Here is a 22,598-nt window from a genome sequence, read left to right on the forward strand (position 1 = left end):
CGTCGATAAACACTGCTGATTGCCAATTTCCTACTTCGTTTGAGCCGTTTTCGCTACGTTTTAGAGATGCTTGGAAAATGCGGCAGTATCCGTTAAAGACGTGTGATGTTCAACACGTCACCCGACAGGCTGACCTGGACTCCGGAGCCCCACAGCGGGTCGCGTCGCAGGTCCTCGGAAACCTTGTACTGGCCTGCGATGGAGATCAGTTCAGCGCTCAATTGCTGACAGAAAATCCGCGCCTTGGTGTCACCCTTGACTCCGGCCAGGGCGCGACCGCGCATGGGGCCGTATACATGGATATTGCCATCGGCGAGAAGTTCCGCACCGGGGCTGACCGAGGACACCACTACCAGATCGCCACCCTGGGCATAGATCTGCTGCCCGCCGCGTACGGGCGAGGTGATGATGCGAGTCGGTTTGATGGTGGGTTCCGGCGGTTTTTCCGGCTTCTTGATTTCACTTTCCGGTGGCTCCAGCGGCCGCTCCCGGGCGCCGGAAGGCGGCAGCACCGGCAGGTCGACGGCAATCGCCGCGGCAATGTCTTCGATGCGGCTGGCGCGGATCGCCAGGGTCCGCAGGCCGTGCTGGCGGCAGACGCGCATCAGCCCGGGCAGATCCACCGAGCCTTCGCCAGCAGGCAGCTTGTCCAGGGCCAGTACCAGCGGGGCGTTGCTGAAGAAGTTCGGCGCCTGGGCGACTTTCGCGGCCAGTTGGCGATCGAGGCCTTCGAGGTCGTTGCGGGCCAGTTCCAGCACGGTGATGGCGAGCATGCTGCCCTTTAACTGGAACACAGGATCTTGGTCTAGCGATTCGGTTTGGCTCATGGTCTGCAGAAGGCGGCTTGTCACTAAAAGTGCCGAGACTTATAACGAGATCGCCCGCGCCCCGCAAGCCAGGTCGAACCGATGTAGAATGCGCGACCTTGTTGTCTGTCCCGGAATCTGTAATGGATCGCCCGCGTTTTCGAGCTGCATTCTTGTCTCCACGTTTCTGGCCGCTGTGGCTGGGGCTTGGTGTGTTATGGCTGATCGTCCAGTTGCCCTATGCCGCACTGCTGCACATCGGTCGCGCCCTCGGGGCGCTGATGTACCGGGTGGCCGGTGAGCGCCGGCGGATTGCCAAGCGCAACCTGGAACTGTGTTTCCCGGAAAAGTCCGCCGCGGAACGCAAACGCCTGCTCAAGGAGAACTTCGCCTCCACCGGGATCGCCTTCTTCGAGATGGCCATGAGCTGGTGGTGGTCCAAGCCGCGGCTGGCTCGGCTGGCCCATGTCGAAGGGCTGGACTACCTCAAGCAGGCCCAGCGCGACGGTCATGGGGTGATTCTCATGGCCCTGCACTTCACCACCCTGGAGATCGGCGCGGCGCTGCTGGGCCAGCAACACACCATCGATGGCATGTACCGCGAACACAAGAACCCACTGTTCGACTTCATCCAGCGCCGCGGGCGCGAGCGCCACAACCTCGATTCCCTGGCCGTGGAGCGCGACGACGTGCGCGGCATGCTCAAGCTGCTGCGGTCCGGACGGGCGATCTGGTATGCGCCGGACCAGGACTATGGCGCCAAGCAGAGCGTTTTCGTGCCGCTGTTCGGTATCCAGGCTGCGACGGTCACCGCTACCAGCAAGTTCGCCCGCCTGGGCAAGGCGCTGGTGGTGCCTTTCACCCAGGAACGCCTGGCCGATGGCAGTGGGTACCGTCTGGTGATCCATGCCCCCCTGACGGATTTTCCCGGCGCCACCGAAGAGGAGGATTGCCTGCGGATCAATCAGTGGGTGGAAACCGCCTTGCGCGCCTGCCCCGAGCAGTACCTCTGGGCTCACCGTCGCTTCAAGAGCCGGCCGCCAGGCGAGCCCAAGCTCTATAAGAAGCGCGGTTGACCCTCTGGCCTTGATGAGCGGCCCTGGTACGCCATGGATGGAGTGAAGCAATGAGTGCTGGACCGGTAACAGGTTTGATTCTTTCCGGCGGTGGTGCCCGGGCCGCTTATCAAGTCGGCGTGCTGGCGGCGATTGCCGAGTTGCTGGGCCCGGGGGCGCGCAACCCGTTCCCGGTGATCGTCGGCACTTCAGCGGGGGCCATCAATGCCGTCAGCCTGGCCAGTGGCGCCGCGGACTTTTCTGCGGCGATCCAGCGCCTCACGGCGTTCTGGCGCAACTTTCGCAGTGATCAGGTAATGCGCAGCGACTGGCCCGGGGTCATTCGCCAGGCCAGCCGCTTTGTCGGCCACAGCCTGCTGGGGCTGGGTGCCCAGGTGCCGGTGGCGCTGATCAACAACTCGCCGCTGCGCGAGCTGCTCAACGAACACATGCACCTGTCGGGCATCAACGACGCGATTGCCCAGGGCCAATTGCACGCTGTGGCGGTAACCGCGTTCGGCTACGAATCCGGCCAGGCGGTGACCTTCTATCAAGGGGGCGGGGTGATCGATCCCTGGTTGCGGCATCGACGGATCGGCATTCCCACCCATCTGACGGTGGATCACTTGCTGGCCAGCTCGGCGATCCCCTTGCTGTTCGCGCCGGTGAAGCTCGACCAGGAGTATTTCGGCGATGGGGCGGTGCGCCAGTCGGCGCCCATCAGCCCGGCCCTGCACCTGGGGGCCAGCCGTGTGCTGGTGGTGGGCGTCAGCGGCAACCCGCGGGGCAACGACCCGGAGAGTGCCGGGCAGCGGACCTATACCGGTCAGGAGCCGACCCTGGCGCAGATTGGCGGGCACATGCTCAACAGCACCTTCATTGACAGCCTGGAAAGCGATATCGAATTGCTGGAGCGGCTCAATCACTTCAGCCGGTTGCTGCCCGGCAGTGCGGCCGACCGCGCCCTGGGCATTGCTCCAGTGGAAGTACTGGTGATTGCCCCCAGCCAGCCCATCGACGAGATTGCCGCTCGTCATCGGCATGAGCTGCCGGCAGCGTTGCGTGTATTCCTGCGTGGGCCCGGGGCGACCCGCACCAGCGGCGCAGGGGTCTTGAGCTATCTGCTGTTTGAAGCGGCCTACTGCAACGAGCTGATCGAGCTGGGCCGCAGTGACGCCCTGGCCAAGCGCGAGGAACTGGCGCGCTTCCTTGGGCTGGCGCGCGCGCCACGGGCCTGAATCCGCTTGGGAGCATGCACGCGCCTGCGTGCGGAACAATCCGCGCAGCCCTTCCTGCTCTCTATTGCCGGCGCTGCCGAGGGCCGGTGCAGTCTTTTGAGATCAATCTGATTACAAAGGTTCGGGATCGCTTGGATGATGGTGGTGATCAATGTCGATCATCATCGCGGTTCCTCCTGCCTTCTACGGCCATTTGCTGTCAATTGTGGACATTGTCTTGAGGAGCCTGCGACGCAAATGTGGTAGGTAGTCTCATGCAACGATTGGTCCGCTCGACGCTGTCGGGCCTTTTTACGATGTCCCTCGTGGCTGTGTCGATCCAGGCGCGAGCTGCTGAGTACGGCCAGATTGATCTCTCCAATCCGGCTGGCGGTGATTCGATGAGCCTGCATCCGGGCGACTCCGTGATCTATGACGGCCCGGGGGCGGCGATCAACATTTCGGCCAAGGGCAATAACCTGAATGCCGAAGGGGTTGATATCCAGGCCGGTTCCCCGGTCGGCAGCTTCACGGTCGGGGTCAGCGCCAGCGATGGTGGACACGTGACTCTGGTGGATAGCCAGGTACTGAGCCACCGCACTTACGCGCTCGAGGCCCGTGGTCCTGGCAGTGAAATCGTCGCCACCGGCACCTCGCTCACTTCCCGGCAGTCATTTGGTGCATACGCGTACGGTGGTGGCCGTATCACGCTTGTCGGTGGCAGCATTACCACCCTCGGCACCTATGGCCATGGCGTGGTCGCCTCGGGTGCGGGAACGGCTCTGGAAGCTCGTAATCTGAGCATCTCTACCAGTAATGCCAGCGGATATGGCGCCGAGGTGTCCCAGCGCGCCTCAATGACGCTGGAGGCGGTCACCATCAATACGGCGGGCGAGGACGCTTCGGTTCTGTATGTCAGGGGGGCCGGGTCAAGCCTGGCCTTCATCGACAGCCATGGCACTTCTGCCAGTTACTCCGGCGCCCGACTTTATGGTGGCAAATTCTCGATGCTTGGCGGCAGCCTCACCGCCCACGAGGACGCAGTATTTCTGGGGTACGACTTCGACGGCGTTGGCTCGTCAGCCGATATTCGCGATGCAACGCTGAGCTCCAGCAATGGCTATGGGCTCAACCTCAATGGCGACGCCGCCAGCGCCACGTTGAATAACGTCCGCATCAGCTCCTCTGGAGCTCAAGCAGGCGGAATATGGATGTTCATGCCCGAGACGAAGCTGGTGGCCGATCGCTTCAGCATCGACACCTACGGCGCCCAGTTTGCCCACGGGCTGGATAACCGGGCCGGCCAGGCGACGCTGAGCAACGGCAGCATCACCACTCATGGTGCGAATTCGCTGGGTTTGTACCTGTACAACCAGTTCGACAGCGATGCCAGCATTGAGGCGAGCAATATCAGGATTGAAACCTTCGGCGCCGGATCCTTCGGCGCCCTGGCACAAACTACGGGAGCCGACCTGCGCCTGGCACAGTCTGAGGTCGTCACCCATGGGCAAGCGGCCCATGGTCTGTTCGTGCGGGCGGACGATGCGCGTCTGGCCGCCAGTAGCTCCGAGGTCATCACCAACGGCAACGGTGCGTCCGCCCTGGCACTGGGCAATGGTGCGGTGGCAACTTTGGAGAACTCCCGGCTGGCCACTCACGGGGACCTGGCGTCTGGCGTCTGGAGTTATGTCAACAGCGGGACGGCGAGCAATAGCCTTTCGCTGACCGGCAGTCAGATCAGTACCCAGGATGGCGCAGGCTTGCTGGCCAGTGGCGGCGATCATCAGTTCACTCTGATGAACTCGAGCATTGTTGCGCGTGCCGATGGGCAGGAGGCCCGGGGCATCTTTCTGCAGACCCGCCAGGCAATGTTGAACAATGTTCCCGTCGATACCGGCCAGGTCAGTGTCGAGGCCAGCGGCTCGACGCTGGTGGGCGATGTCTTTGCCCAGAACGGCAGTGTGGACCTGAGCCTCAGCGCCGGCTCGGAATTGACGGGGGCTCTGCGGGCCGAGAGCGGGGGGCGGATCAACAGCCTGCTGCTCGATGACAGCAGCCGCTGGAACATACGCAGTGACTCGACACTGGGCACCTTGACCAACAACGGTACGCTGGTGTTCGGCGCAGCCGGTTTCCAGACCCTGACCGTTAACGACTACATCGGTAATGGCACGATGGTATTCAACACCCACCTGGGCGGAGACACGTCCCCCAGCGACCGGCTGGTCATCGATGGTGGAACGGCCAGTGGCCGAACCGCAGTGCGAGTGCTCAACGCTGGCGGTAAGGGGGGGCTGACGCAGGAAGGGATCCCCCTGGTGCAGGCGATCAATGGCGGAACCATCGCAGCCGACGCCTTCTACCTGGACACGGGCTCCAGCGGTTATCGTTGGAGCGTCGGCAGCCTTTCGATCAATGGCTATGAGTACGGCCTGGTGCAAGGTGGCATCTCGGGCAACACGAATGACTGGTACCTGACCTCAGAAGCCAGCCAGGTGGCACCGGAAGGCGGGGCATATATCGGCACCCAGCAGGCCACCAGGACAATGTTCGACCATGGCCTGCAGGACCGTGCCAGCAAGCGCAGCCTGGGGGCCGACCGCCAGGTTTCGGGACTCTGGATGCGGGCCCAGGGGCGGCATGACAAGGGCATGCGCATGGCCGAAGGCAAGGTCGATATCGATTCCAGCAGCGATGTGGTGCAGATGGGCGGGGCGTTGCTGCGCCGGCCGGTGGGCGCGCAAGGTGCGCTCTATGCCGGGCTCATGGCGGGCTATGGCGACGCGCGCATCGACTCGACCTCCACATTGATGCGCCGCGACACCAATACTGCTGTTCGCGCGAAGGCCCATGGCAAGGTCTCGGGTTATTCGGCGGGCGTGTATGGCACTTTCTATGCGGATGACGTGAACCGGCTGGGCGCCTATGTCGACACCTGGTTGCAGTACGGTCGCTATACCAACCGGCTGAGCAGTGAACTGGGGTCCGCCGATTATGATTCGAACCTATGGTCGGCCTCTCTGGAGTCCGGGTATGCATTGGCGCCATTTGCCGCTGATTCTCCCTTCCGGGCCTGGGTGGTGGAGCCTCGCGGGCAGCTGATCTATAGCCGTTATACCGCCAGGGCCGCAGACTTGCGGGATACGCGGTTGCGCAATGGCACTGCCGATGCCTGGCGTTCCAGTATTGGCGTGCGGCTCTACCAGCAGCCTGGTCAGGCAGCCGATGAATCGGTGCTGCGACCCTTTGTCGAAACCAACTGGCTGCATAGCGAGGCGGTGCCGTCGGTACGGATGGGGAGTAACAGCTTCGATGCCAGGCCATCGCGGGATGCTCTGGAATTGAAGGTAGGAGCCCAGGTACGGGTCGCTCGGGATGTGGAGCTATCCAGTCATCTATTCGGCCATTCGGGAAGCGCCAGCGAGCACGGTTACGGCGGGCAGTTGAACCTGAGCTACAGCTGGTAGTGCTTGCAGGTCTTGTGGCAAACCCAGCGAGGACGGCCTCCAGCTCAAGGAGGCCATCCTGGGGGCGGTCCGTTGTTCAACGATGCAGATAATCCCTGATGAACTGTCGGATCACGCTGGCAAAGTCCGGGTCTGCGGTGAAGCCCAGTTGGTTTGCATAAGGTGTGCTGAACGCTCCCGGCCAAGAGCCGACGATGCGCTCGATGGCTGCATCCGGCCGCAATTGAACCTGCCGGGCCACCGCGTCACCGGCCACCTCGCGCAGCGCATCGATCATCTGCTCCACTGTCTGTGACAAACCGGGCATGTTGATCACCCGGCCCTGGCTCAAGCGCTCGGCGGCCAGCTCATGACCGTGAACCAGGTTGGCAATGGCCTGTGCCGGTGACATCAGCCATAGCCGGGTGTTCAAGGGCACCGGGCAGACACTGGCCTGACCGTTGAGGGGCTCACGGATGATGCCGCTGGCAAAGCTTGATGCCGCCAGATTCGGCTTGCCCGGGCGCACGACGATGGTGGGCATGCGCAGGCTGCGGCCATCGACGAAGCCGCGACGGCTATAGTCGGCCAGCAGCAGGTCGTTCATGGCTTTCTGGGTGCCATAGGAACTCTGGGGTGACCAGACTTGATCATCGCCGACGGTGTCCGGCAGTTGCCCACCGAAGACGGCCACCGAGCTGGTCATCACCCACTTCGGGCAAGTACCCAACTGTCGCGCGCGTTCCAGCAGTCCCTGGGTGGCGCTGAAGTTGACGCGCATGCCCAGATCGAAATCGCTTTCTGCCTGGCTGGAGACCACTGCTGCCAGGTGAAAGATGCTCTGGGTGTCGGCGTCGATCAGGTTCGCCAGGACCTGGGGATCGGTGATATCCCCACCCTTGACCAGGACCCGAGGGTCGTCGAGGCCTTGCACGGGTTCACGGTCGAACGCGGTAATCCGCTGAATGGGGTGCAACTGGCCGTGACGGTCGGTGAGTGAGCCGCGCTCGAGCAGGGCCTGGATCAGGCGGCGTCCGAGAAACCCGGCGGCGCCGGTGACAAGAATATTCATGAGTGACTCCAACTATCAGCGATTGACCAGTTTTCCGGGGATCTTGAAGACCAGCAGGGCTCCGACGAACAGCGCACTGGCCATCACGTACATGCCGATGGTGGTGCTCTGGGTCAGGTCCTTGAGAAAGCCCATCAGGTAGGGTGAAACGAACCCGGCGAGGTTGCCCCAGGAGTTGATCAGGGCAATCCCGGCTGCCGCTGCGGTGCCGCCGAGAAAGGCAGTGGGCAGGCTCCAGAACAGTGGCAGGGTGCTGAAGGCGCCCATGGCCCCCAGGGTCAGGCCGATCATCGACACTGTGAAGTTGTCGCTCCAGGTGGCGGAAATCATCAGCCCCACCCCACCCAGCACCGCGGTCAGCGCCAGGTGCCAGCGACGTTCGCGCAGGCGGTCGGCACTGCGGGATATCAGCACCATGGTCAGCGCCGCTGCGGCATAGGGAATCGCGGTGAGCATGCCGACCTGGAAGACGTCGCTGACGCCTGCCTGGCGAATCAAGGAGGGCAGCCAGAAACCGACGGTGTAGAAGCCGGCGATCATGCAGAAGTAGATGGCGGTCAGCAGCCAGATCCGCGGCTGCCCGAACACTTGGCGCACGCTGTGTACCTGGTGGCCGTCGGTTTCGGCCTCGATCCTGCTCTGCAGCAGGGTCTTCTGTTCCTGGGTCAGCCAGCCGGCGTCGGCGATCCGGTCGCTGAGGCAGTAGATCACCAGGCCGCCCACCAGAATCGAGGGCAGGCCTTCGAGAAAGAACATCCACTGCCAGCCGGCGAATCCGTGATGGCCATTGAGGGCGCTCATGATCCACCCGGATAGCGGTGCGCCGATCAGCCCCGAAAGCGGCACGGCGGTAGCGAACAGTGCGTACATCTTGCCGCGGCGGTTGGAGGGGAACCAGTACGACAGGTAGAGGATCACCCCCGGGTAGAACCCGGCCTCGGCGATGCCCAGCAGAAAGCGCATGACATAGAAGGAAGTGGGAGTGCTGACGAAGGCCATGCACGAGGAAATGAGGCCCCAGCTGATCATGATGCGCGCGATCCACAGCCGCGCGCCGACTCGATGCAGGATCAGGTTGCTGGGGATCTCCACCAGAAAGTAGGCAATGAAGAAGATCCCGGCGCCCAGGCCATAGACCGCTTCGGAAAACTGCAGGTCTTCGGACATCTGCAGCTTGGCGAAGCCGACGTTGACCCGGTCCAGATAGGCCACCAGGTAGCACAGCAACAGTAGCGGCAGGATGCGCCAGGCGACTTTACGGTAGGCCAGGTCCTCGAAGGAGGCGGTGACCGGGGCCGAGGTGGTTTGCGACAGTGATTCAGGCATGTCTTTACCCATCCTTGTTTCTTGTATTTGGGTGATTTTGTTTTTATCGGACTTGCTGACATGGCTTAGATAACATAATACATCATACGAATTCAATGGCGGGCTTCGGGCAGGACGGCGTGCCTGAAATGCAGTACCGTTAGCCAATTTGACTACCGAGATGCCCATGTCCAAGCCTGATAACGCTTTCCCCGCCGCCGATTCCCTGGCGACGCTCAAGGATTCGGCCAAGGGCACGCTGGCGGACCAGGTGACTGCGGCGCTCAAGGCACACATCGCCAATGGCGAAGTCCTGCCGGGAGCGCGCCTGCCCACCGAACCGGTTCTGTGCGAGCGTTTCGGCGTCAGCCGCACCGTCATCCGCGAGGCCATATCGCGCTTGAAGTCGGCGGGCCTGGTGGAGGTGCGCCAAGGCAGCGGCACCGTGGTGTGCGAGGGCGCCCATATCAAGGCGTTCACTATCGACCTGGACGTACGTGGCTCGATCGAGGCGGTGCTCAGGGTCACCGAACTGCGTCGTGGTATCGAAGGCGAGGCGGCGGCCCTGGCGGCCCAGCGCCATACCCCTTCGCAGTTAGAGGCGATTCATCAAGCGCTGCTGGCTATCGATAGCGCCGAGCAGGCGGGTCAGGATGGGGTGGAGCAGGACCTGGCGTTCCACCTGTCGATTTCCCAGGCCACCGGTAACCCGCTGTACCCCTCCCTGCATGAATTCATTGCGCAATTCATCAAGGAAGCGATTCGTATCACCCGCTCCAATGAGGAACGGCGCAAGGATCTGGCGCGCACGGTGCGTGCCGAGCATCTGGCGGTCTATCGGGCGATTGCGGCGCGGGATGTCGAAGGGGCGAGGCAAGCGGCGCTGAGCCACATCCATAACGCGGTGGAGCGGCTCAAGAGTGCCGATCCGGCATTCTGGCGGGATTCCGGTTCACGCATTGCCTGATGGCAAATACCGCCTGCGCCCCTCCATGGAGGGGCGCAGGCGGCATCAGCCAAGCATCAGAAGTGGTACTTGACCAGCAGGCTGGCGGTGTCCTGGTTGGTCTCGAAGTTGCGCGAGTCCTCGATACCGTACTTGTTCTTCCAGTAGTCGTACTCGAAGCCGACGTACAGCTGCTTGGCGCCCCAATTCAGCGCCTTGCCCAGGTCGTACTTGATCTGCGGGTTGAAGTGCAGGTTGGCGTGGTAGGTACCCTTGGCGTTCTGGTCGTTGTCCACCACCCAGTCCATGTAGCCGTCGATCAGGATGTCCGAACGGCCCACGGGAATGGTGTAGGACCACACTGGCGTGATCTGCCAGACGTTGTCGCCCGGGCGGCTGCCCTCGGTGTGGCGCTGGTAGAAGTTCAGCTGGAAATAGTCGAAGCCAGGGACTGCCAGGTCGAAGCCCGGGCCGATCAGGTAGGACTCGTTGTCACCTTCGCCAAACTCGTAGGTGAACGCCAGGAGCACGTCCTTGATCGGGCCGAATTCAAGTTTCTGGTCGAAGATCTTGCCGAACGACAGGCGTGGCGTGAACTCGCCGTAGTAAGTGTCCGGGCCGACGTTGCCGTCTTCCTTGCCGTTATAGAAGATGCGGTCGAGGAAGAAAAAGTTATCCCCGTACTTCCAGGCATCGGCATGTTCGAAAGTGACCGTCTGTTGAATCTGCGGGTTAACTTCGAAGTTCTTGCCATACAAGTAAGTCAGGCTGTTGTTCTGCCATTGCAACAGGTCGCCAGCCACGGCCTGCCCCCCGGCCAGCAAGCTGGCGGCCAACATCAGGCTCTTGCACATCGGTTTCATTCGGTTGCTCCCAAGTAGGTAGTTCCACGTTTTTTTGGCTTGGCGCTCTGGTTTGGCGCCTTTTTTCGTTGCTGCAAAAAACCATCCGATCGGTCAGCTTTGTTGCTGTTAGCAAGAGCTGAGCCAAGGCCGAAAAAAAGCAAAAAACTCCCGTCCGGCTGTAGCGATACCGCCGGGCGAGAGTGTTTTTCGCGATGTTTTCTTGCGCCTTGTTACCTGTCCAGGCCGGGATAAGTTGGCTCTTGGGTCAGGTTTTTCATCCGGGCTTTTTTTTAGACCAGGCTTGCGCGGCCGCGGAGAATACTGGCTCTCACGGCAGGGCTCAAGTGCTCCGCAACGGCGCACTTGCAACCACTTTGGGGCGGGTATGCGGGCCATCTCAGGCAAGCATCCGCATTGAAGGGCAATAGAGTGCCAATGACTGGCGGCCGTCAGGGGGATTGCATGGCGCTAATGGCCGTCCAGCGGCCACCGCCAGGAAAGCCTGGGCAGGCTGCATAGGTGTTGCTCCCTGTTTGTTCTTATTTTCAAGGCGCAGCGTCTAATGGGTAGCGCTCGATCCTGAGTGGGCGAGCGCTGCGGTCAAGCATGAACGGTGAAGCAAGGTCAGGGCGCCGAACCGGCACCCTGCTGGTGACTCAGTGCTGATGGGCGTGATCCGCATTGCTGGCCGCGCGCTCGCTGCCCCCGAGAATGTTGAACAGCAGGTTCAGTACCAGCGCACTCAAGGTCGCCATGGCGATGCCACTGTGGGTGATGGGGCTCATCCACAGGGGCAGGTGGGCGAAGAACTCGGGGCGCACCACGGGAATCAGGCCCATGCCGATGCTCACGGCCACCAGCAACTGATTGCGCCGGTCGGCGATGTCGGCTTCCTGGAGGATCTTGATCCCGGTCGCAGCCACCATGCCGAACATGGCGATGGCCGCGCCCCCCAGCACCGCCGGTGGAATCGACGCCACCAGGAACGCCGCCTTGGGCAGCAGGCTGAGGACGATCAGCAGGCCGCCGGCGACCATGGTCACGGAACGGCAGCGCACGCCGGTCATCTGCACCAGGCCGATGTTCTGGGCAAAGGAGGAGTGGGTGAAGGTGTTGAGGAAGCCAGCGAAGAACGATGCCCCGGCATCACACAGCAAGCCGCGACGCAGCATGCGTGGGGTGACCTCCTGGCCGGTGATCTTGCCCAGGGCCAGGAACATCCCGGTGGACTCGACGAAGATGATCACCACCACCAGGCACATGGAGAGGATCGGGGCCAGGTGGAACTGCGGCATGCCGAAGTGCAGCGGTGTGACCACCTGCAGCCAGGGCGCCTGGGCCATGCCGCTGAGGTCGACCATACCGATCAGGCCGCAGAGGATGTAGCCCAGGCCCATGCCGATCAGTACCGAGATGTTCACCCAGAAGCCGCGCATGAAGCGGTGGATCAGCAGGATGGTACCCAGCACCAGAGCGGCGATGGTCAGGTAGATGGGCGAGCCGAACTGGGCTGCGCTACTGCCGCCGCCTGCCCAGTTCACCGCCACGGGAAACAGCGAGAGACCGATCGAGGTGATGACCGTGCCAGTGACCAGCGGCGGGAAGAAGCGCACCACCTTGGACATGAACGGCGCGATCAGCATGCCGAAGAAACCGGCGGCGATGGTTGCGCCGAAAATTCCCTGCATGCCGATGCCGGGCATGCCGGCCATGGCCACCATGCTGCCCACCGCGGCGAAGCTGGCCCCCATCATCACCGGCATGCGAATGCCCATGGGGCCGATGCCCATTGACTGGACGATGGTGGCGATCCCGGCAACCAGCAGGTCGGCATTGATCAGGAAGGCGATTTCTTCACGACTCAGGCCAGCGGCCTGTCCGATGATCAGCGGTACCGCGATTGCACCGCCATACATCAGCAGGACGTGCTGCAGGCCGACCAGGATCAGTTGCAGGAAGGGCAAGCGCTGAATGGCGGGCGCATCGGGGACGCACTGTTCGGATGAATCGGACATGCAACACCTCGGATCTTTTTATTCTTGTGATTTAACCGCTGCGTCTTTACGCGCAACGTGTTTGCAACAGGCGAATCTTCTGACTGATGGCAAGAAAGCCCGCTCCTACAGACAATTGCGGTTCTGTAGGAGCGAGCTTGCTCGCGAATCAGCCGGGTACCAGGCTGATCAGTTGGTCTGGGCTCCCTGGGTAATCCAGGCACCGACCAGCTCGCGTTCCTGCTGGGTCATCTGGGTGATGTTGCCCAGCGGCATGATCTGGCTGGCGACGGCCTGGGCCTGGATCCGCGCGGCTTGCAGGCGGATCTGCTCAGGAGTGTCGAACATCACCCCGGCTGGTGCTGCGCTGAACAGGGGGCTGGTGGGCTTGGCCGAATGGCAGACCGCGCAACGCTCCTGGATCACGCTATGCACCTTGTCGAAGGACGGGCCGGCATTGGCCGCCTGCGCCGGGGCACTGGCCGGAGCCGTTGCCGCAGCGGCTGGAGCGGCCGGTGCCTCTGTCGCAGCCGAGGTTGCCGGCTTGCCGCCCAGGGCGGTTTCCGGCAATGGCTGGTACTGGGTCTGGGCCTTGGCCACTTCCGGAGCGCTTGGCGCTGGGGTCGGGCCGGTCACGTAGGCCAGGCAGATCATGCCCAGTGCCGCGACGGGCAGGGTCCAGGCGAACTTGTGGCTGTCATGACGGGTGTTGAAGTAATGACGCACCAATACCGCCAGGACCGCGATCCCGGCCAGGATCAACCAGTTGTACTGGCTGCCGTAGGTGCTCGGGAAATGGTTGCTGATCATGATGAACAGCACGGGCAGGGTGAAGTAGTTGTTGTGACGCGAGCGCAGCAGGCCCTTGGCCGGCAGGGTCGGGTCGGGGGTGCGGTTTTCCGCGATCGCTGCCACCAGCGCGCGCTGGGCCGGCATGATGATGCGGAACACGTTGCCCACCATGATGGTGCCGATGATGGCGCCCACATGCAGGTACGCGCCACGGCCACTGAACACCTTGCTGAAGCCATAGGCAGCGCCGATCAGCAGGAGGAACAGGATGAAGCCGAGCAGGGCGGGTTTCTTGCCCAGTGGCGAATCGCAGAGGAAGTCATAGACGAACCAGCCGGCGATCAACGCACCGATACCGATGGCCACGCCTTCAGGGCCGGTCAGGCCGCTGCCGGGGGCAACCAGGTAGAGCATCGGGTTGAAGTAGAACACCAGGCACAGCAGGGCAATCCCGGACATCCAGGTGAAGTAGGCTTCCCATTTGAACCAGTGCAGGTTCTCCGGCATCGAGGGCGGTGCCAGCTTGTATTTTTCCAGGTGATAGATACCACCGCCGTGAATCGCCCAGAGGTCGCCGGACAGGCCGTCCTTGGGGTTGACGCGGTTGAGGTTGTTCTCCAGCCAGACGAAATAGAACGATGCGCCGATCCAGGCCACACCAGTGATCATATGTACCCAACGCACGCTCAGGTTGAGCCATTCCAACAGATGTGCTTCCACAGTCTTTACCTCTTGCCTGCCACCCTTGTTGTCGGGTGATCAGACCTTCTCTTATTGGTGGGGGGCGAGGATCAAACGCTCATCCTCTTTGAAGAAATGCTCATCGCAGTTATTGCCAGTGCCACTGCGATCAACCACCAGGAAGTCATCCCGCTTTTCGATCGTCAGCACCGGGTGGTGCCAGACGCCGCGATGGTAATTAATGCCCTGCCTGCCATTACTGACAAAGGCACGGACCAAGCCCGATACAGGTTCATCGCCAAGTGGCGCGACCACGATCAGAAAGGGATTGCCGAGCAGCGGGATGAAAGCCTGGCTGCCCAGCGGATGGCGTTCCAGCATGCGGATGGTCAGCGGCATGTCCAGCGCGTCGGCGCGGAAGATGCTGATGATGGCCTGGTCTTCCGGCTGAGCGGTCTCGACCGTTGCCAGGCGGTGGAAGCGCATGGTCGAACCGTTGTTGATCATGAAGTGATCGCTGCCGTCGGTCTCGATTACGTCACCGAAAGGGGCGAAGGCTTCTTTGCTCAGGGGCTCAATCACTAATGTGCGCATGCTGTTCTTCTTATCTCGAGTTCGTTGTTGTCTGGTCCGTGGCTACTGCGGGCAAACCGGTCGCCCGCGCGCTGCGCGACCCTTTATTTTTTGACCTTGCCCAGCAGTCGCAGGCGGCTGACGCCACCGTCCGGGAATACATTCAGGCGCACGTGGGTAATAGCCCCCAGTGCCCTGATCTGTTCGACGAAGCTGTGTTCGGCGTGCATTTCCAATTTCTGGCTGGGTAGCAGTTCACGCCAGAACAGGCTCTGGGTTTCGATCTGGCTGTCGGTGCCACCCTTGACGAAGGCGCCCTGGATCGAACAGCTGTCCGGGTAGTTGCCCTTGAAGTGCAGGGTGTCGACGATGATCTTTTCGATTTCACCGGCATGGCCCAGGGCGATGATCACCCAGTCGTTGCCGGGAGTACGGCGCCGGGCGGTTTCCCAACCGTCACCCATGTTGATGCCGCGGCCGGGGTTGAGGAGGTTGCCCATGCGCCCGAAGTGCTCGTCGGAGCAGGCCAGGGCGCGGCCGCCGTTGAGGGCGGCAGCCAGGTCGACCTGTTCGTCGTCGCCGATGGCCGACCAGTCGCGGTAGGGAATGCCGTAGACCCGCAGCCGTGCTACGCCGCCATCGGGGTAGATGTTGAAGCGCAGGTGGCTGAACGGCTGGTGGTTGTGGATCTCGTGGTAGTGGTGGCTGTTGCCCTGCAACTCCACCGCCGGCAGCACTTCGGTCCACTGGGTGCTTTCATCCGGTTCGCCTGCGGCCAGGAAGCAGGCTTCCAGGGAGGCCGAGGGCGGGAAGTTGCCGGTGAAGAATGAAGTGTCGATGTCCACGCCCTTGATCGAGCCGGCCACGCCGAGGCGGATGACCGCAGTGTCGTAGCCTTCGAAGCGCTTGCGGCGTGATTCCCAGCCATCCATCCACTTGCCGTTGTCATCGAATACGCCTTCCTTCCACACCGCCGGAGTCGGTTGGAACAGGCGGTTGGCGTCGGCGAACCAGTCATCGGTGACCGAGATGATCTTGGTCCCCAGCCGGGCATCGGCCAGGTTGACGAACTTCTCGAAAGCTACGGCGTTGGTTTTCATTCTTCTTGTCTGCCTTGAATTCAGTGGCCGGGGTGCTCGCGAGGCCCTGGGAAATGCATCGATGCAGATGCTTTCTCGGGCCAGGCGGGCAATCGCTACAGGGTCAGCAAGCGGAACAGGGCGATCTTGTTGATTTCAGCCAGTGCGCATTTGAACTCGGTGTCCACCGAGTTGTGGATGCGGGTTTCGAATGCGGCGAGGATCTGGTGCCGATTGCTGCCCTTCACCGCCATGATGAAGGGAAACTTGAACTTGGCCTTGTAGGCGTCGTTGAGCTCGGTGAAGCGCTGGAACTCTTCGGCGGTGCATTGGTGAATGCCAGCGCCGGCCTGCTCATTGGTACTGGCTTCGGTCAACTGGCCCTGGACGGCGGCTTTGCCGGCCAGGTCCGGGTGAGCGTTGATCAGTGCCAGCTGGCTGGCGTGATCGGCGCTCAACAGGATGTCGCTCATGCGCTGGTGCAGGGTCTCGATCTGGTCGACGGAGGCGTCGAGCCCCAGTTCGTAGGCCTTTTCGGCAACCCACGGCGAGTGTTCGTAGATGTCGGCGAAGGCCTTGACGAAATCTTCGCGGCTCAGGGTCGAGGGCTTGAGGCTCTGGAAGGCAGTCATTTCGCCGCTCCCTGGTAAGGGTGGGTCTGTTGCCAGTGACGGGCGATGTCCACCCGGCGGCTGAACCACACCTGCTCGTGACCCTTGACGTATTCGAGGAAGCGCTTGAGCGAGGCCAGGCGCGCCGGGCGGCCGATCAGGCGGCAGTGCAGGCCTATGGAAAGCATCTTCGGCGCTTCGGCACCTTCGGCGTAGAGCACATCGAAGGCGTCCTTCAGGTACTGGAAGAAGTCGTCGCCCTTGTTGAAGCCCTGCACCTGGGTAAAGCGCATGTCGTTGGTGTCCAGGGTGTAGGGGATCACCAGGTGCGGCTTGCCGGTGGGGTTGTTGGGTTCCCAATAGGGCAGGTCGTCGTCGTAGGTGTCGCAGTCATAGAGGAAGCCGCCTTCCTCCATCACCAGGCGCCGGGTGTTCGGGCCGGTGCGGCCGGTGTACCAGCCCAGTGGGCGTTCGCCGGTGATTTCGGTGAGGATGCGGATCGCTTCGAGCATGTGCTCGCGTTCCTGGGCCTCGTCCATGTACTGGTAGTCGATCCAGCGGTAGCCGTGGCTGCAGATCTCGTGGCCGGCTTCGACCATGGCGCGGATCACGTCCGGGTGACGCTGGGCGGCCATGGCCACGGCGAAGATGGTCAGTGGAATGTCGAATTCCTTGAACAGCTTGAGGATCCGCCAGACGCCGGCACGGCTGCCATACTCGTACAGCGATTCCATGCTCATGTTGCGCTCGCCCTGCAGGGGTTGCGCCGAGACCATTTCCGAGAGGAAGGCTTCCGATTCCTTGTCGCCATGAAGGATGTTGCGCTCGCCGCCCTCTTCGTAATTGAGCACGAAGGACAGGGCGACGCGGGCATTGCCCGGCCAGTGAGGGTGAGGAGGGTTGGAGCCGTAACCGATCAGGTCGCGAGGGTAGTCAGCGCTCACTGCAGTCTTCCTTCTTATTCGTGATAACGGTGGCGTGGCGGAACCTGAAGCCGGAAAGCCAGGTGGGCGTCACTGCGATGGAATGATTGTATACAAGTTTGTCTTCACTTTGTAAGCCTGATTTTTTGCATTTTTCCGCTTTCATCGCTATGGCTGTCACCTGCAAGAAACTTGCCTGGATGGTCAGCTAATGGATGACAAGTCGTCTGTCGCTATGGCGTTCAGGCAAATCCGCTGATGCATTCGAAGGGTCGCGGGGCCGGGAATATTTGCGATTATTATTGTGTACAATTTTTTTGAAAAATGTCTTAATCTTGCTCTCGCCGCAGCTTTTCACCGGTCGAAACGCTGCGGTCTCCTTCAATTACTGACTCCGGGAGGCGCGAGGCCTGAACGCTTGAAGGCGCCAGGCACGCAGAATCAATGGGACGTTTGACTACACACGTTTTGGATGCCGCACATGGCTGCCCTGGCAGCGCTATCAAGGTCGAGCTGTATCGAGTGGAAGGGGCCCAGCTGGAATTGGTCGCCAGCACCCTGACCAACAGCGATGGCCGTTGCGATGCGCCGCTGCTGCAGGGTGATGACTACCGTTCCGGGGTGTACCAGCTGCACTTCCATGCCGGTGACTACTACCGTGCCCGTGGTGTGCAACTGCCGCAGCCGGCGTTCCTGGATGTGGTGGTACTGCGGTTCGGCATCAGCGCCGAGCAGGACCACTATCACGTACCGCTACTGATCTCGCCTTACAGCTATTCGACCTACAGAGGAAGCTAGGACTTTCCCCCCAAGAATCCTGCGCAAATAGCTTCTTTGGTCCTTGCCCGCCCACACTGCGGGCTTTTTTTCGTCTGGCATAAAGCCTTCACTGGTCATCGGCTCCACTAGATCCCGCAGGAGCCGGCTCGCCGCCGAAAGGGCCCTGTGACCGCCCCGGACCTGCTGGCCACAGCCGATCATCGGCAACGAAAAAGCCCCATCCAGCGGGATGGGGCCTGGGTGGAGCAGGGCGTCCTAGAGGAAAATGAACTTGGCGATGAAAATCGCGCACAGCACATACAGGCTGATGGAGATTTCCTTGTACTTGCCGGTGCCGGCCTTCAGCACCACATAGGTGATGAAGCCCAGGGCAATGCCATCGGCGACGGAAAAGGTCAGGGGCATCATGATCGCGGTGACGATGGCCGGAATGCTGTCGGTGGCCTCGTCCCAGTTGATGTGGGCCATGCCGCCCATCATCAGCATCGCCACATAGATCAGCGCGCCGGCGGTGGCATAGGCGGGGATCATGCCTGCCAGGGGAGCGAAGAACATTGCGGCAATGAACAGCACGCCCACGGTGACCGCGGTCAGCCCGGTGCGGCCACCAGCGGCGACCCCGGCGGCACTTTCCACATAGCTGGTGACTGGTGGTACACCGACCACGGCACCGAACACGCTGGAGGCACTGTCCGCCTTGAGTGCGCGGGAAAGGTTCTCGATCTTGCCATCGGCGTTCACCAGGCCGGCGCGCTGGGCCACGCCCATCAGGGTGCCGGCGGTGTCGAACATGTGCACGAAGAGGAACGCCAGGACCACGCTGATCATGCTGACGTTGAACACGCCGGCGATGTCCATGGCCATCCAGGTCGGCGCCAGGCTCGGCGGAGTGGACATGATCCCGTTGTAGTGCACTAGGTCCAGGCCCCAGCCGGCCAGGGTCACGGCGATGATACTGATGAGAATCGCGCCGAAGACCCGGTGATAGCTGAGCACTGCGATCATCAAGAAGCAGACGGCCGCCAGCAGTGGGCCGGGGTCTCGCAGGTTGCCGAGCTTGATCAGGGTGGCCGGGCTGTCGACGATGATGTTGGCCGTCTTCAGGCCGATCAGGCCGAGAAACAGCCCGACCCCGGCACCCATGGCGAACCGCAGGCTCACCGGAATGCTGTTGAGCAGCCATTCACGTACCCGCGACAGGGTCAGGATCATGAACAGCACACCGGAAATGAACACCGCGCCAAGGGCGGTTTCCCAGTGGTAGCCCATGGTGCCGACCACGGTGTAGGTGAAGAAGGCGTTGAGCCCCATGCCCGGTGCGAGGCCCACCGGCCAGTTGGCGTACAGGCCCATCAACAGGCAGCCCAGGGCGGCGGCGATACAGGTGGCGACGAAGGCTGCGCCGTGATCGATGCCGGCGTCGGCCATGATGTTGGGGTTGACGAAGATGATGTAGGCCATGGTGATGAAGGTTGTCAGACCGGCAATCAACTCGGTCTTCACCGTGGTGCCATGCAACCTGAGTTTGAAGATGCGCTCCAGCCAGCCGCTGTTCAGCGACGGCGAGAGATCGAGCGTAGAGGCTTCGGATTTGCGGCTTTCCACAGCGAGTACTCCTCAAGAGTTTTATTGTTTTTTCCAGAGCCGGACACGCAAGGGTGGGCAGCGGCTCTTTGAGGCAGGTAAGGCGTGCGGGTTTTGTTGACCTGTGGGTCAAGAACTCGTCGGGCGAATTATGCGTTTGTATACAAAGAAAGCAAATAATGTTTTTTGGGTTGTGTGCGAAAAATCCGCGAACATGGCTATATCGCGGCCCCGACGTTGCGCCGGGGTGTGCAAGGGTTTGGGGCAAGGCCGGGGCCGGCGCACCAATGAATGGCGCCCGCAGGGGCTCAGTCTTCGACGGGTTTGCCGGCCAGCGCCTGGTTCACCGCCAGCCAGCCATTGACCGCACTCTCGCCAGCTTCGCTGAAGGCCCGTTGCAGGAGTTTGACCTGCTCGCGGCGCAGGGATTGCTCGAAGCCTGTGCCATCGGCGGTCAACTGCAACAGGCGCTTACGCTTGTCGCTGTCCGGTGCGACGCTGTCCACCAGATGCATTTCCATCAATTGGCGCAACGGTGTGTTCAATGCCTGCTTGCTCACCCCCAGCAGATTGAGCAGTTCCTTGACGCTGAGCCCGGGATAGCGGGCGATGAAAAACACGATGCGCTGGTGCACCCGGCTCAGGCCCCGGCGTTCGAGCATTTCGTCGGCCTTGGCGGTAAACGCCTGATAGCCGAAAAAGAAAGCTTCCATGGCCGCTTGTTGCGAAGCCTGGTTTTTAAGGTCAAGCATATTGACGTATCTGCAAAGGTCGGCGTAATTTCGGTCAAGCAGTTTGACGTATTTTCCTCAGCCTTCGCTAGCGGTGATCTCCATGGCCTTCTCCGAACGTGTATCGCGTCTCAAAAGCTCTCTGATCCGTGAAATCCTTGCTGCGGCCCAGCGCCCGGAAGTGATGTCGTTCGCCGGGGGCCTGCCGGCCGAAGTGATGCTGCCCAAGGTGCAATGGCAGGACATGCCGTTGGCCATGGGCCAATACGGCATGAGCGAAGGCGAGCCGCAATTGCGTGAAGCCCTGGCGGCCCAGGCGCGCCAGCTCGGGGTGCCTTGCGAGGCGAGCCAGGTGCTGGTGGTCAGTGGTTCCCAGCAGACCCTCGATCTGGCAGCCAAGCTGTACATCGACAAGGGCACCCAGATCATGCTGGAAGCGCCGACCTACCTGGCCGCCCTGCAGATTTTCCAGCTGTTCGGCGCCGATTGCCTGACCGTACCGCTGCAGGCCGATGGCCCGGACCTGGTGCAGATGCGCGCGCGCCTGGAGCAGCACCGGCCGGCGTTCATCTACCTGATCCCGACGTTCCAGAACCCCTCGGCGGTGCGCTACAGCGAAGCCAAGCGTGATGCCGTGGCGGATTTGCTGGACGAGTTCGGCGTGACCCTGATCGAGGACGAGCCCTACCGTGAGCTGACGTTCGATGGTGGCAGTGCCACGCCTATTGTCGGCCGCCTGGAAAAAGCCAGTTGGATCTACACCGGCACCGTGTCTAAAACCCTGTTGCCGGGCCTGCGGGTGGGTTACCTGATTGCCAGCCCGGACCTGTTTCCGCACCTGCTGCGGCTGAAGCAGTCGGCGGACCTGCACACCAATCGGGTTGGCCAGTGGCAGGCCATGCAGTGGATCGGCAGCGAGCAGTATCAGACGCACCTGGATCAGTTGCGCAGTTTCTATCGCCAGCGCCGGGATGAATTCCAGGGCGCCTTGCTCACCCATTTCGCCGATCTGGCGGATTGGCAGGTGCCCCAGGGCGGATTGTTTTTCTGGCTAAGCTTGAAACAGCCCCTGGATACCCGCACTTTGCTCAAGTCGGCGTTGGAGCACGACGTCACATTCATGCCCGGTGAGCCGTTCTTTGCCGATCCGGAACGCAACCCTGGGCATCTGCGGTTGAATTTCAGCCATATCGATCCGGCGCGGCTGGACGAAGGCCTCAAGCGGCTGGCCACCGTGATACGTCAAGCACAGGCTGCACAGGCAGCCTAAGGGGAGGGCCATGTACAAGGTTTATGGCGATTACCGTTCGGGCAACTGCTACAAGATCAAGTTGATGCTCAATCTGCTGGGGCTGCCTTATGAATGGCAGGCGGTGGATATTCTCGGGGGCGATACCCAGACCGAGGCCTTCCTGGCAAAGAACCCCAACGGCAAGATTCCGGTTCTGGAACTGGAAGACGGCACCTGCCTGTGGGAGTCCAACGCGATTCTCAACTTCCTCGCCGACGGCAGTCAGTTCCTGCCCAGCGAACCGCGCTTGCGCACCCAGGTTCTGCAATGGCAGTTCTTCGAGCAGTACAGCCATGAGCCCTACATCGCGGTGGCGCGTTTCATCCAGCTTTACGAAGGGCTGCCCGAGGAGCGCCGCGAGGAATACCTGAAGTTGCACAAGCGTGGCTACAAGGCGCTGGACGTGATGGAGAAACAATTGAGCCGCACCCCGTACCTGGTGGGCGAGCACTATTCGATCGCCGACATTGCGCTCTATGCCTACACCCACGTGGCCGATGAGGGCGGTTTCGACCTGAGCCGCTACCCGGGCATCCAGGCCTGGATGCAGCGAGTGCAAAGCCATCCGCGACACGTGCCGATGCTCGACTGAGCGGGTGCTTTTATCCCCACTGGACCGGCCTTGTGCCGGTTCAGTGCGTTGTGGGGCCCGCTAACGATGTTTGCCGGCCAGGTTCTGGCGTAGCAACTCATAACAGCGCTGCGCCGCTGGGCTCAGTTGCTGGCCACTGCGGCGGATCAGGCCGATCTCGCGGCTGACCCCCGGGTGTTTGATGGCAATCCGGCTCAGGCCCTCACGGCCGTCATCGGCGGATTCCGGCAGCAAGGTAATGCCCAGCCCCTGGCGTACCAGCGCCAGCACCGTGC

At 61.9% G+C, this 22,598-nt stretch carries 19 protein-coding genes and 1 pseudogene; 7 read left to right on the forward strand and 13 right to left on the reverse strand.

Annotated features, from left to right (window positions below; translation table 11 throughout):
* Positions 1 to 92: 92 nt before the first annotated feature.
* Entirely contained in the window at positions 93 to 827 is a 735-nt protein-coding gene (gene minC, locus F6S12_RS00845; RefSeq protein ID WP_011062649.1) for a septum site-determining protein MinC, read from the reverse strand.
* Positions 828 to 949: 122 nt separating this feature from the next.
* Here minC and F6S12_RS00850 point away from each other — a divergent pair, with 122 nt between their 5' ends.
* The 3 genes from F6S12_RS00850 (at position 950) to F6S12_RS00860 (ending at position 6,545) form a co-directional block, all read left to right on the forward strand.
* Positions 950 to 1,882 carry a lipid A biosynthesis lauroyl acyltransferase gene (locus tag F6S12_RS00850; protein ID WP_015636608.1) on the forward strand — a complete coding sequence of 311 codons (933 nt, stop codon included), beginning with the start codon at positions 950 to 952 and terminating at the stop codon, positions 1,880 to 1,882.
* A gap of 50 nt (positions 1,883 to 1,932) precedes the next feature.
* Positions 1,933 to 3,099, forward strand: coding sequence for a patatin-like phospholipase family protein (locus F6S12_RS00855; protein ID WP_011062647.1), 1,167 nt, complete (start codon positions 1,933 to 1,935; stop codon positions 3,097 to 3,099).
* A 254-nt stretch (positions 3,100 to 3,353) separates the two neighbouring features.
* The gene (locus F6S12_RS00860; RefSeq protein WP_237615332.1) at positions 3,354 to 6,545 is read left to right on the forward strand and encodes an autotransporter outer membrane beta-barrel domain-containing protein; all 3,192 of its coding nucleotides are present in this window, start codon (positions 3,354 to 3,356) and stop codon (positions 6,543 to 6,545) included.
* Between the two features lie 76 nt (positions 6,546 to 6,621).
* Here F6S12_RS00860 and denD read toward each other — a convergent pair whose 3' ends face one another.
* Together denD and F6S12_RS00870 are read right to left on the reverse strand one after the other, a co-directional pair.
* Positions 6,622 to 7,596 (reverse strand): D-erythronate dehydrogenase, encoded by a 975-nt coding sequence (gene denD, locus F6S12_RS00865; protein WP_015636605.1) that lies wholly within the window; start codon positions 7,594 to 7,596, stop codon positions 6,622 to 6,624.
* Positions 7,597 to 7,611: 15 nt separating this feature from the next.
* Complete coding sequence (locus F6S12_RS00870; protein WP_161466132.1) at positions 7,612 to 8,922, reverse strand: MFS transporter; 1,311 nt, start codon at positions 8,920 to 8,922, stop codon at positions 7,612 to 7,614.
* A gap of 160 nt (positions 8,923 to 9,082) precedes the next feature.
* Between F6S12_RS00870 and F6S12_RS00875 the strand changes: the two genes are divergently transcribed.
* Positions 9,083 to 9,868, forward strand: coding sequence for a FadR/GntR family transcriptional regulator (locus F6S12_RS00875; RefSeq protein WP_019093447.1), 786 nt, complete (start codon positions 9,083 to 9,085; stop codon positions 9,866 to 9,868).
* A gap of 56 nt (positions 9,869 to 9,924) precedes the next feature.
* On the opposite strand, the gene F6S12_RS00880 is transcribed toward F6S12_RS00875, so the two are convergent.
* The 7 genes and pseudogenes from F6S12_RS00880 to puuE form a co-directional block, all read right to left on the reverse strand.
* Positions 9,925 to 10,710 (reverse strand): outer membrane protein OmpK, encoded by a 786-nt coding sequence (locus F6S12_RS00880; protein WP_011062642.1) that lies wholly within the window; start codon positions 10,708 to 10,710, stop codon positions 9,925 to 9,927.
* 606 nt (positions 10,711 to 11,316) lie between these two features.
* Positions 11,317 to 12,707: pseudogene (locus F6S12_RS00885) on the reverse strand (nucleobase:cation symporter-2 family protein).
* Between the two features lie 168 nt (positions 12,708 to 12,875).
* Positions 12,876 to 14,198, reverse strand: a complete 1,323-nt coding sequence (locus F6S12_RS00890) for a urate hydroxylase PuuD (protein ID WP_015636602.1) — start codon at positions 14,196 to 14,198, stop codon at positions 12,876 to 12,878.
* A 51-nt stretch (positions 14,199 to 14,249) separates the two neighbouring features.
* Complete coding sequence (locus F6S12_RS00895) at positions 14,250 to 14,753, reverse strand: ureidoglycolate lyase (protein WP_011062639.1); 504 nt, start codon at positions 14,751 to 14,753, stop codon at positions 14,250 to 14,252.
* 83 nt (positions 14,754 to 14,836) lie between these two features.
* A complete protein-coding gene (gene alc / locus F6S12_RS00900; RefSeq protein WP_053159747.1) occupies positions 14,837 to 15,832 on the reverse strand; it encodes an allantoicase in 996 nt (331 codons plus the stop codon).
* Positions 15,833 to 15,927: 95 nt separating this feature from the next.
* The gene (uraD, locus tag F6S12_RS00905) at positions 15,928 to 16,443 is read right to left on the reverse strand and encodes a 2-oxo-4-hydroxy-4-carboxy-5-ureidoimidazoline decarboxylase (RefSeq protein WP_011062637.1); all 516 of its coding nucleotides are present in this window, start codon (positions 16,441 to 16,443) and stop codon (positions 15,928 to 15,930) included.
* A complete protein-coding gene (puuE, locus tag F6S12_RS00910) occupies positions 16,440 to 17,366 on the reverse strand; it encodes an allantoinase PuuE (RefSeq protein WP_011062636.1) in 927 nt (308 codons plus the stop codon). The genes uraD and puuE overlap by 4 nt, the downstream gene beginning before the upstream one ends.
* A 423-nt stretch (positions 17,367 to 17,789) precedes the next feature.
* On the opposite strand from puuE, the gene uraH reads away from it, so the two are divergent.
* Positions 17,790 to 18,143, forward strand: coding sequence for a hydroxyisourate hydrolase (uraH, locus tag F6S12_RS00915; protein WP_011062635.1), 354 nt, complete (start codon positions 17,790 to 17,792; stop codon positions 18,141 to 18,143).
* 237 nt (positions 18,144 to 18,380) lie between these two features.
* Here uraH and F6S12_RS00920 read toward each other — a convergent pair whose 3' ends face one another.
* Positions 18,381 to 19,730, reverse strand: a complete 1,350-nt coding sequence (locus F6S12_RS00920; protein WP_015636600.1) for an NCS2 family permease — start codon at positions 19,728 to 19,730, stop codon at positions 18,381 to 18,383.
* Positions 19,731 to 20,017: 287 nt separating this feature from the next.
* A complete protein-coding gene (locus F6S12_RS00925; RefSeq protein WP_011062633.1) occupies positions 20,018 to 20,461 on the reverse strand; it encodes a MarR family transcriptional regulator in 444 nt (147 codons plus the stop codon).
* Between the two features lie 82 nt (positions 20,462 to 20,543).
* On the opposite strand from F6S12_RS00925, the gene F6S12_RS00930 reads away from it, so the two are divergent.
* Both F6S12_RS00930 and F6S12_RS00935 read left to right on the forward strand, forming a co-directional pair.
* Positions 20,544 to 21,710 carry a PLP-dependent aminotransferase family protein gene (locus F6S12_RS00930; RefSeq protein WP_053153194.1) on the forward strand — a complete coding sequence of 389 codons (1,167 nt, stop codon included), beginning with the start codon at positions 20,544 to 20,546 and terminating at the stop codon, positions 21,708 to 21,710.
* Between the two features lie 10 nt (positions 21,711 to 21,720).
* The gene (locus F6S12_RS00935) at positions 21,721 to 22,323 is read left to right on the forward strand and encodes a glutathione S-transferase family protein (RefSeq protein WP_011062631.1); all 603 of its coding nucleotides are present in this window, start codon (positions 21,721 to 21,723) and stop codon (positions 22,321 to 22,323) included.
* 60 nt (positions 22,324 to 22,383) lie between these two features.
* Here F6S12_RS00935 and F6S12_RS00940 read toward each other — a convergent pair.
* A partial coding sequence (locus F6S12_RS00940) for a LysR substrate-binding domain-containing protein (protein WP_315868662.1) occupies positions 22,384 to 22,598 on the reverse strand: 215 nt, incomplete at its 5' end.

The sequence above is a fragment of the Pseudomonas sp. JV245A genome, from assembly GCF_032424515.1.
In the GTDB taxonomy this organism is placed as follows: Bacteria; Pseudomonadota; Gammaproteobacteria; order Pseudomonadales; family Pseudomonadaceae; genus Aquipseudomonas; species Aquipseudomonas protegens.

What these genes read in the sequence shown, in the direction of transcription:
- minC (WP_011062649.1), bottom strand. Translation starts at nt 827, where the DNA reads ATGAGCCAAACCGAATCGCTAGACCAAGATCCTGTGTTCCAGTTAAAG.
- F6S12_RS00850 (WP_015636608.1), top strand. Translation starts at nt 950, where the DNA reads ATGGATCGCCCGCGTTTTCGAGCTGCATTCTTGTCTCCACGTTTCTGG.
- F6S12_RS00855 (WP_011062647.1), top strand. Translation starts at nt 1,933, where the DNA reads ATGAGTGCTGGACCGGTAACAGGTTTGATTCTTTCCGGCGGTGGTGCC.
- F6S12_RS00860 (WP_237615332.1), top strand. Translation starts at nt 3,354, where the DNA reads ATGCAACGATTGGTCCGCTCGACGCTGTCGGGCCTTTTTACGATGTCC.
- denD (WP_015636605.1), bottom strand. Translation starts at nt 7,596, where the DNA reads ATGAATATTCTTGTCACCGGCGCCGCCGGGTTTCTCGGACGCCGCCTG.
- F6S12_RS00870 (WP_161466132.1), bottom strand. Translation starts at nt 8,922, where the DNA reads ATGCCTGAATCACTGTCGCAAACCACCTCGGCCCCGGTCACCGCCTCC.
- F6S12_RS00875 (WP_019093447.1), top strand. Translation starts at nt 9,083, where the DNA reads ATGCCCATGTCCAAGCCTGATAACGCTTTCCCCGCCGCCGATTCCCTG.
- F6S12_RS00880 (WP_011062642.1), bottom strand. Translation starts at nt 10,710, where the DNA reads ATGAAACCGATGTGCAAGAGCCTGATGTTGGCCGCCAGCTTGCTGGCC.
- F6S12_RS00895 (WP_011062639.1), bottom strand. Translation starts at nt 14,753, where the DNA reads ATGCGCACATTAGTGATTGAGCCCCTGAGCAAAGAAGCCTTCGCCCCT.
- alc (WP_053159747.1), bottom strand. Translation starts at nt 15,832, where the DNA reads ATGAAAACCAACGCCGTAGCTTTCGAGAAGTTCGTCAACCTGGCCGAT.
- uraD (WP_011062637.1), bottom strand. Translation starts at nt 16,443, where the DNA reads ATGACTGCCTTCCAGAGCCTCAAGCCCTCGACCCTGAGCCGCGAAGAT.
- uraH (WP_011062635.1), top strand. Translation starts at nt 17,790, where the DNA reads ATGGGACGTTTGACTACACACGTTTTGGATGCCGCACATGGCTGCCCT.
- F6S12_RS00925 (WP_011062633.1), bottom strand. Translation starts at nt 20,461, where the DNA reads ATGCTTGACCTTAAAAACCAGGCTTCGCAACAAGCGGCCATGGAAGCT.
- F6S12_RS00930 (WP_053153194.1), top strand. Translation starts at nt 20,544, where the DNA reads ATGGCCTTCTCCGAACGTGTATCGCGTCTCAAAAGCTCTCTGATCCGT.
- F6S12_RS00935 (WP_011062631.1), top strand. Translation starts at nt 21,721, where the DNA reads ATGTACAAGGTTTATGGCGATTACCGTTCGGGCAACTGCTACAAGATC.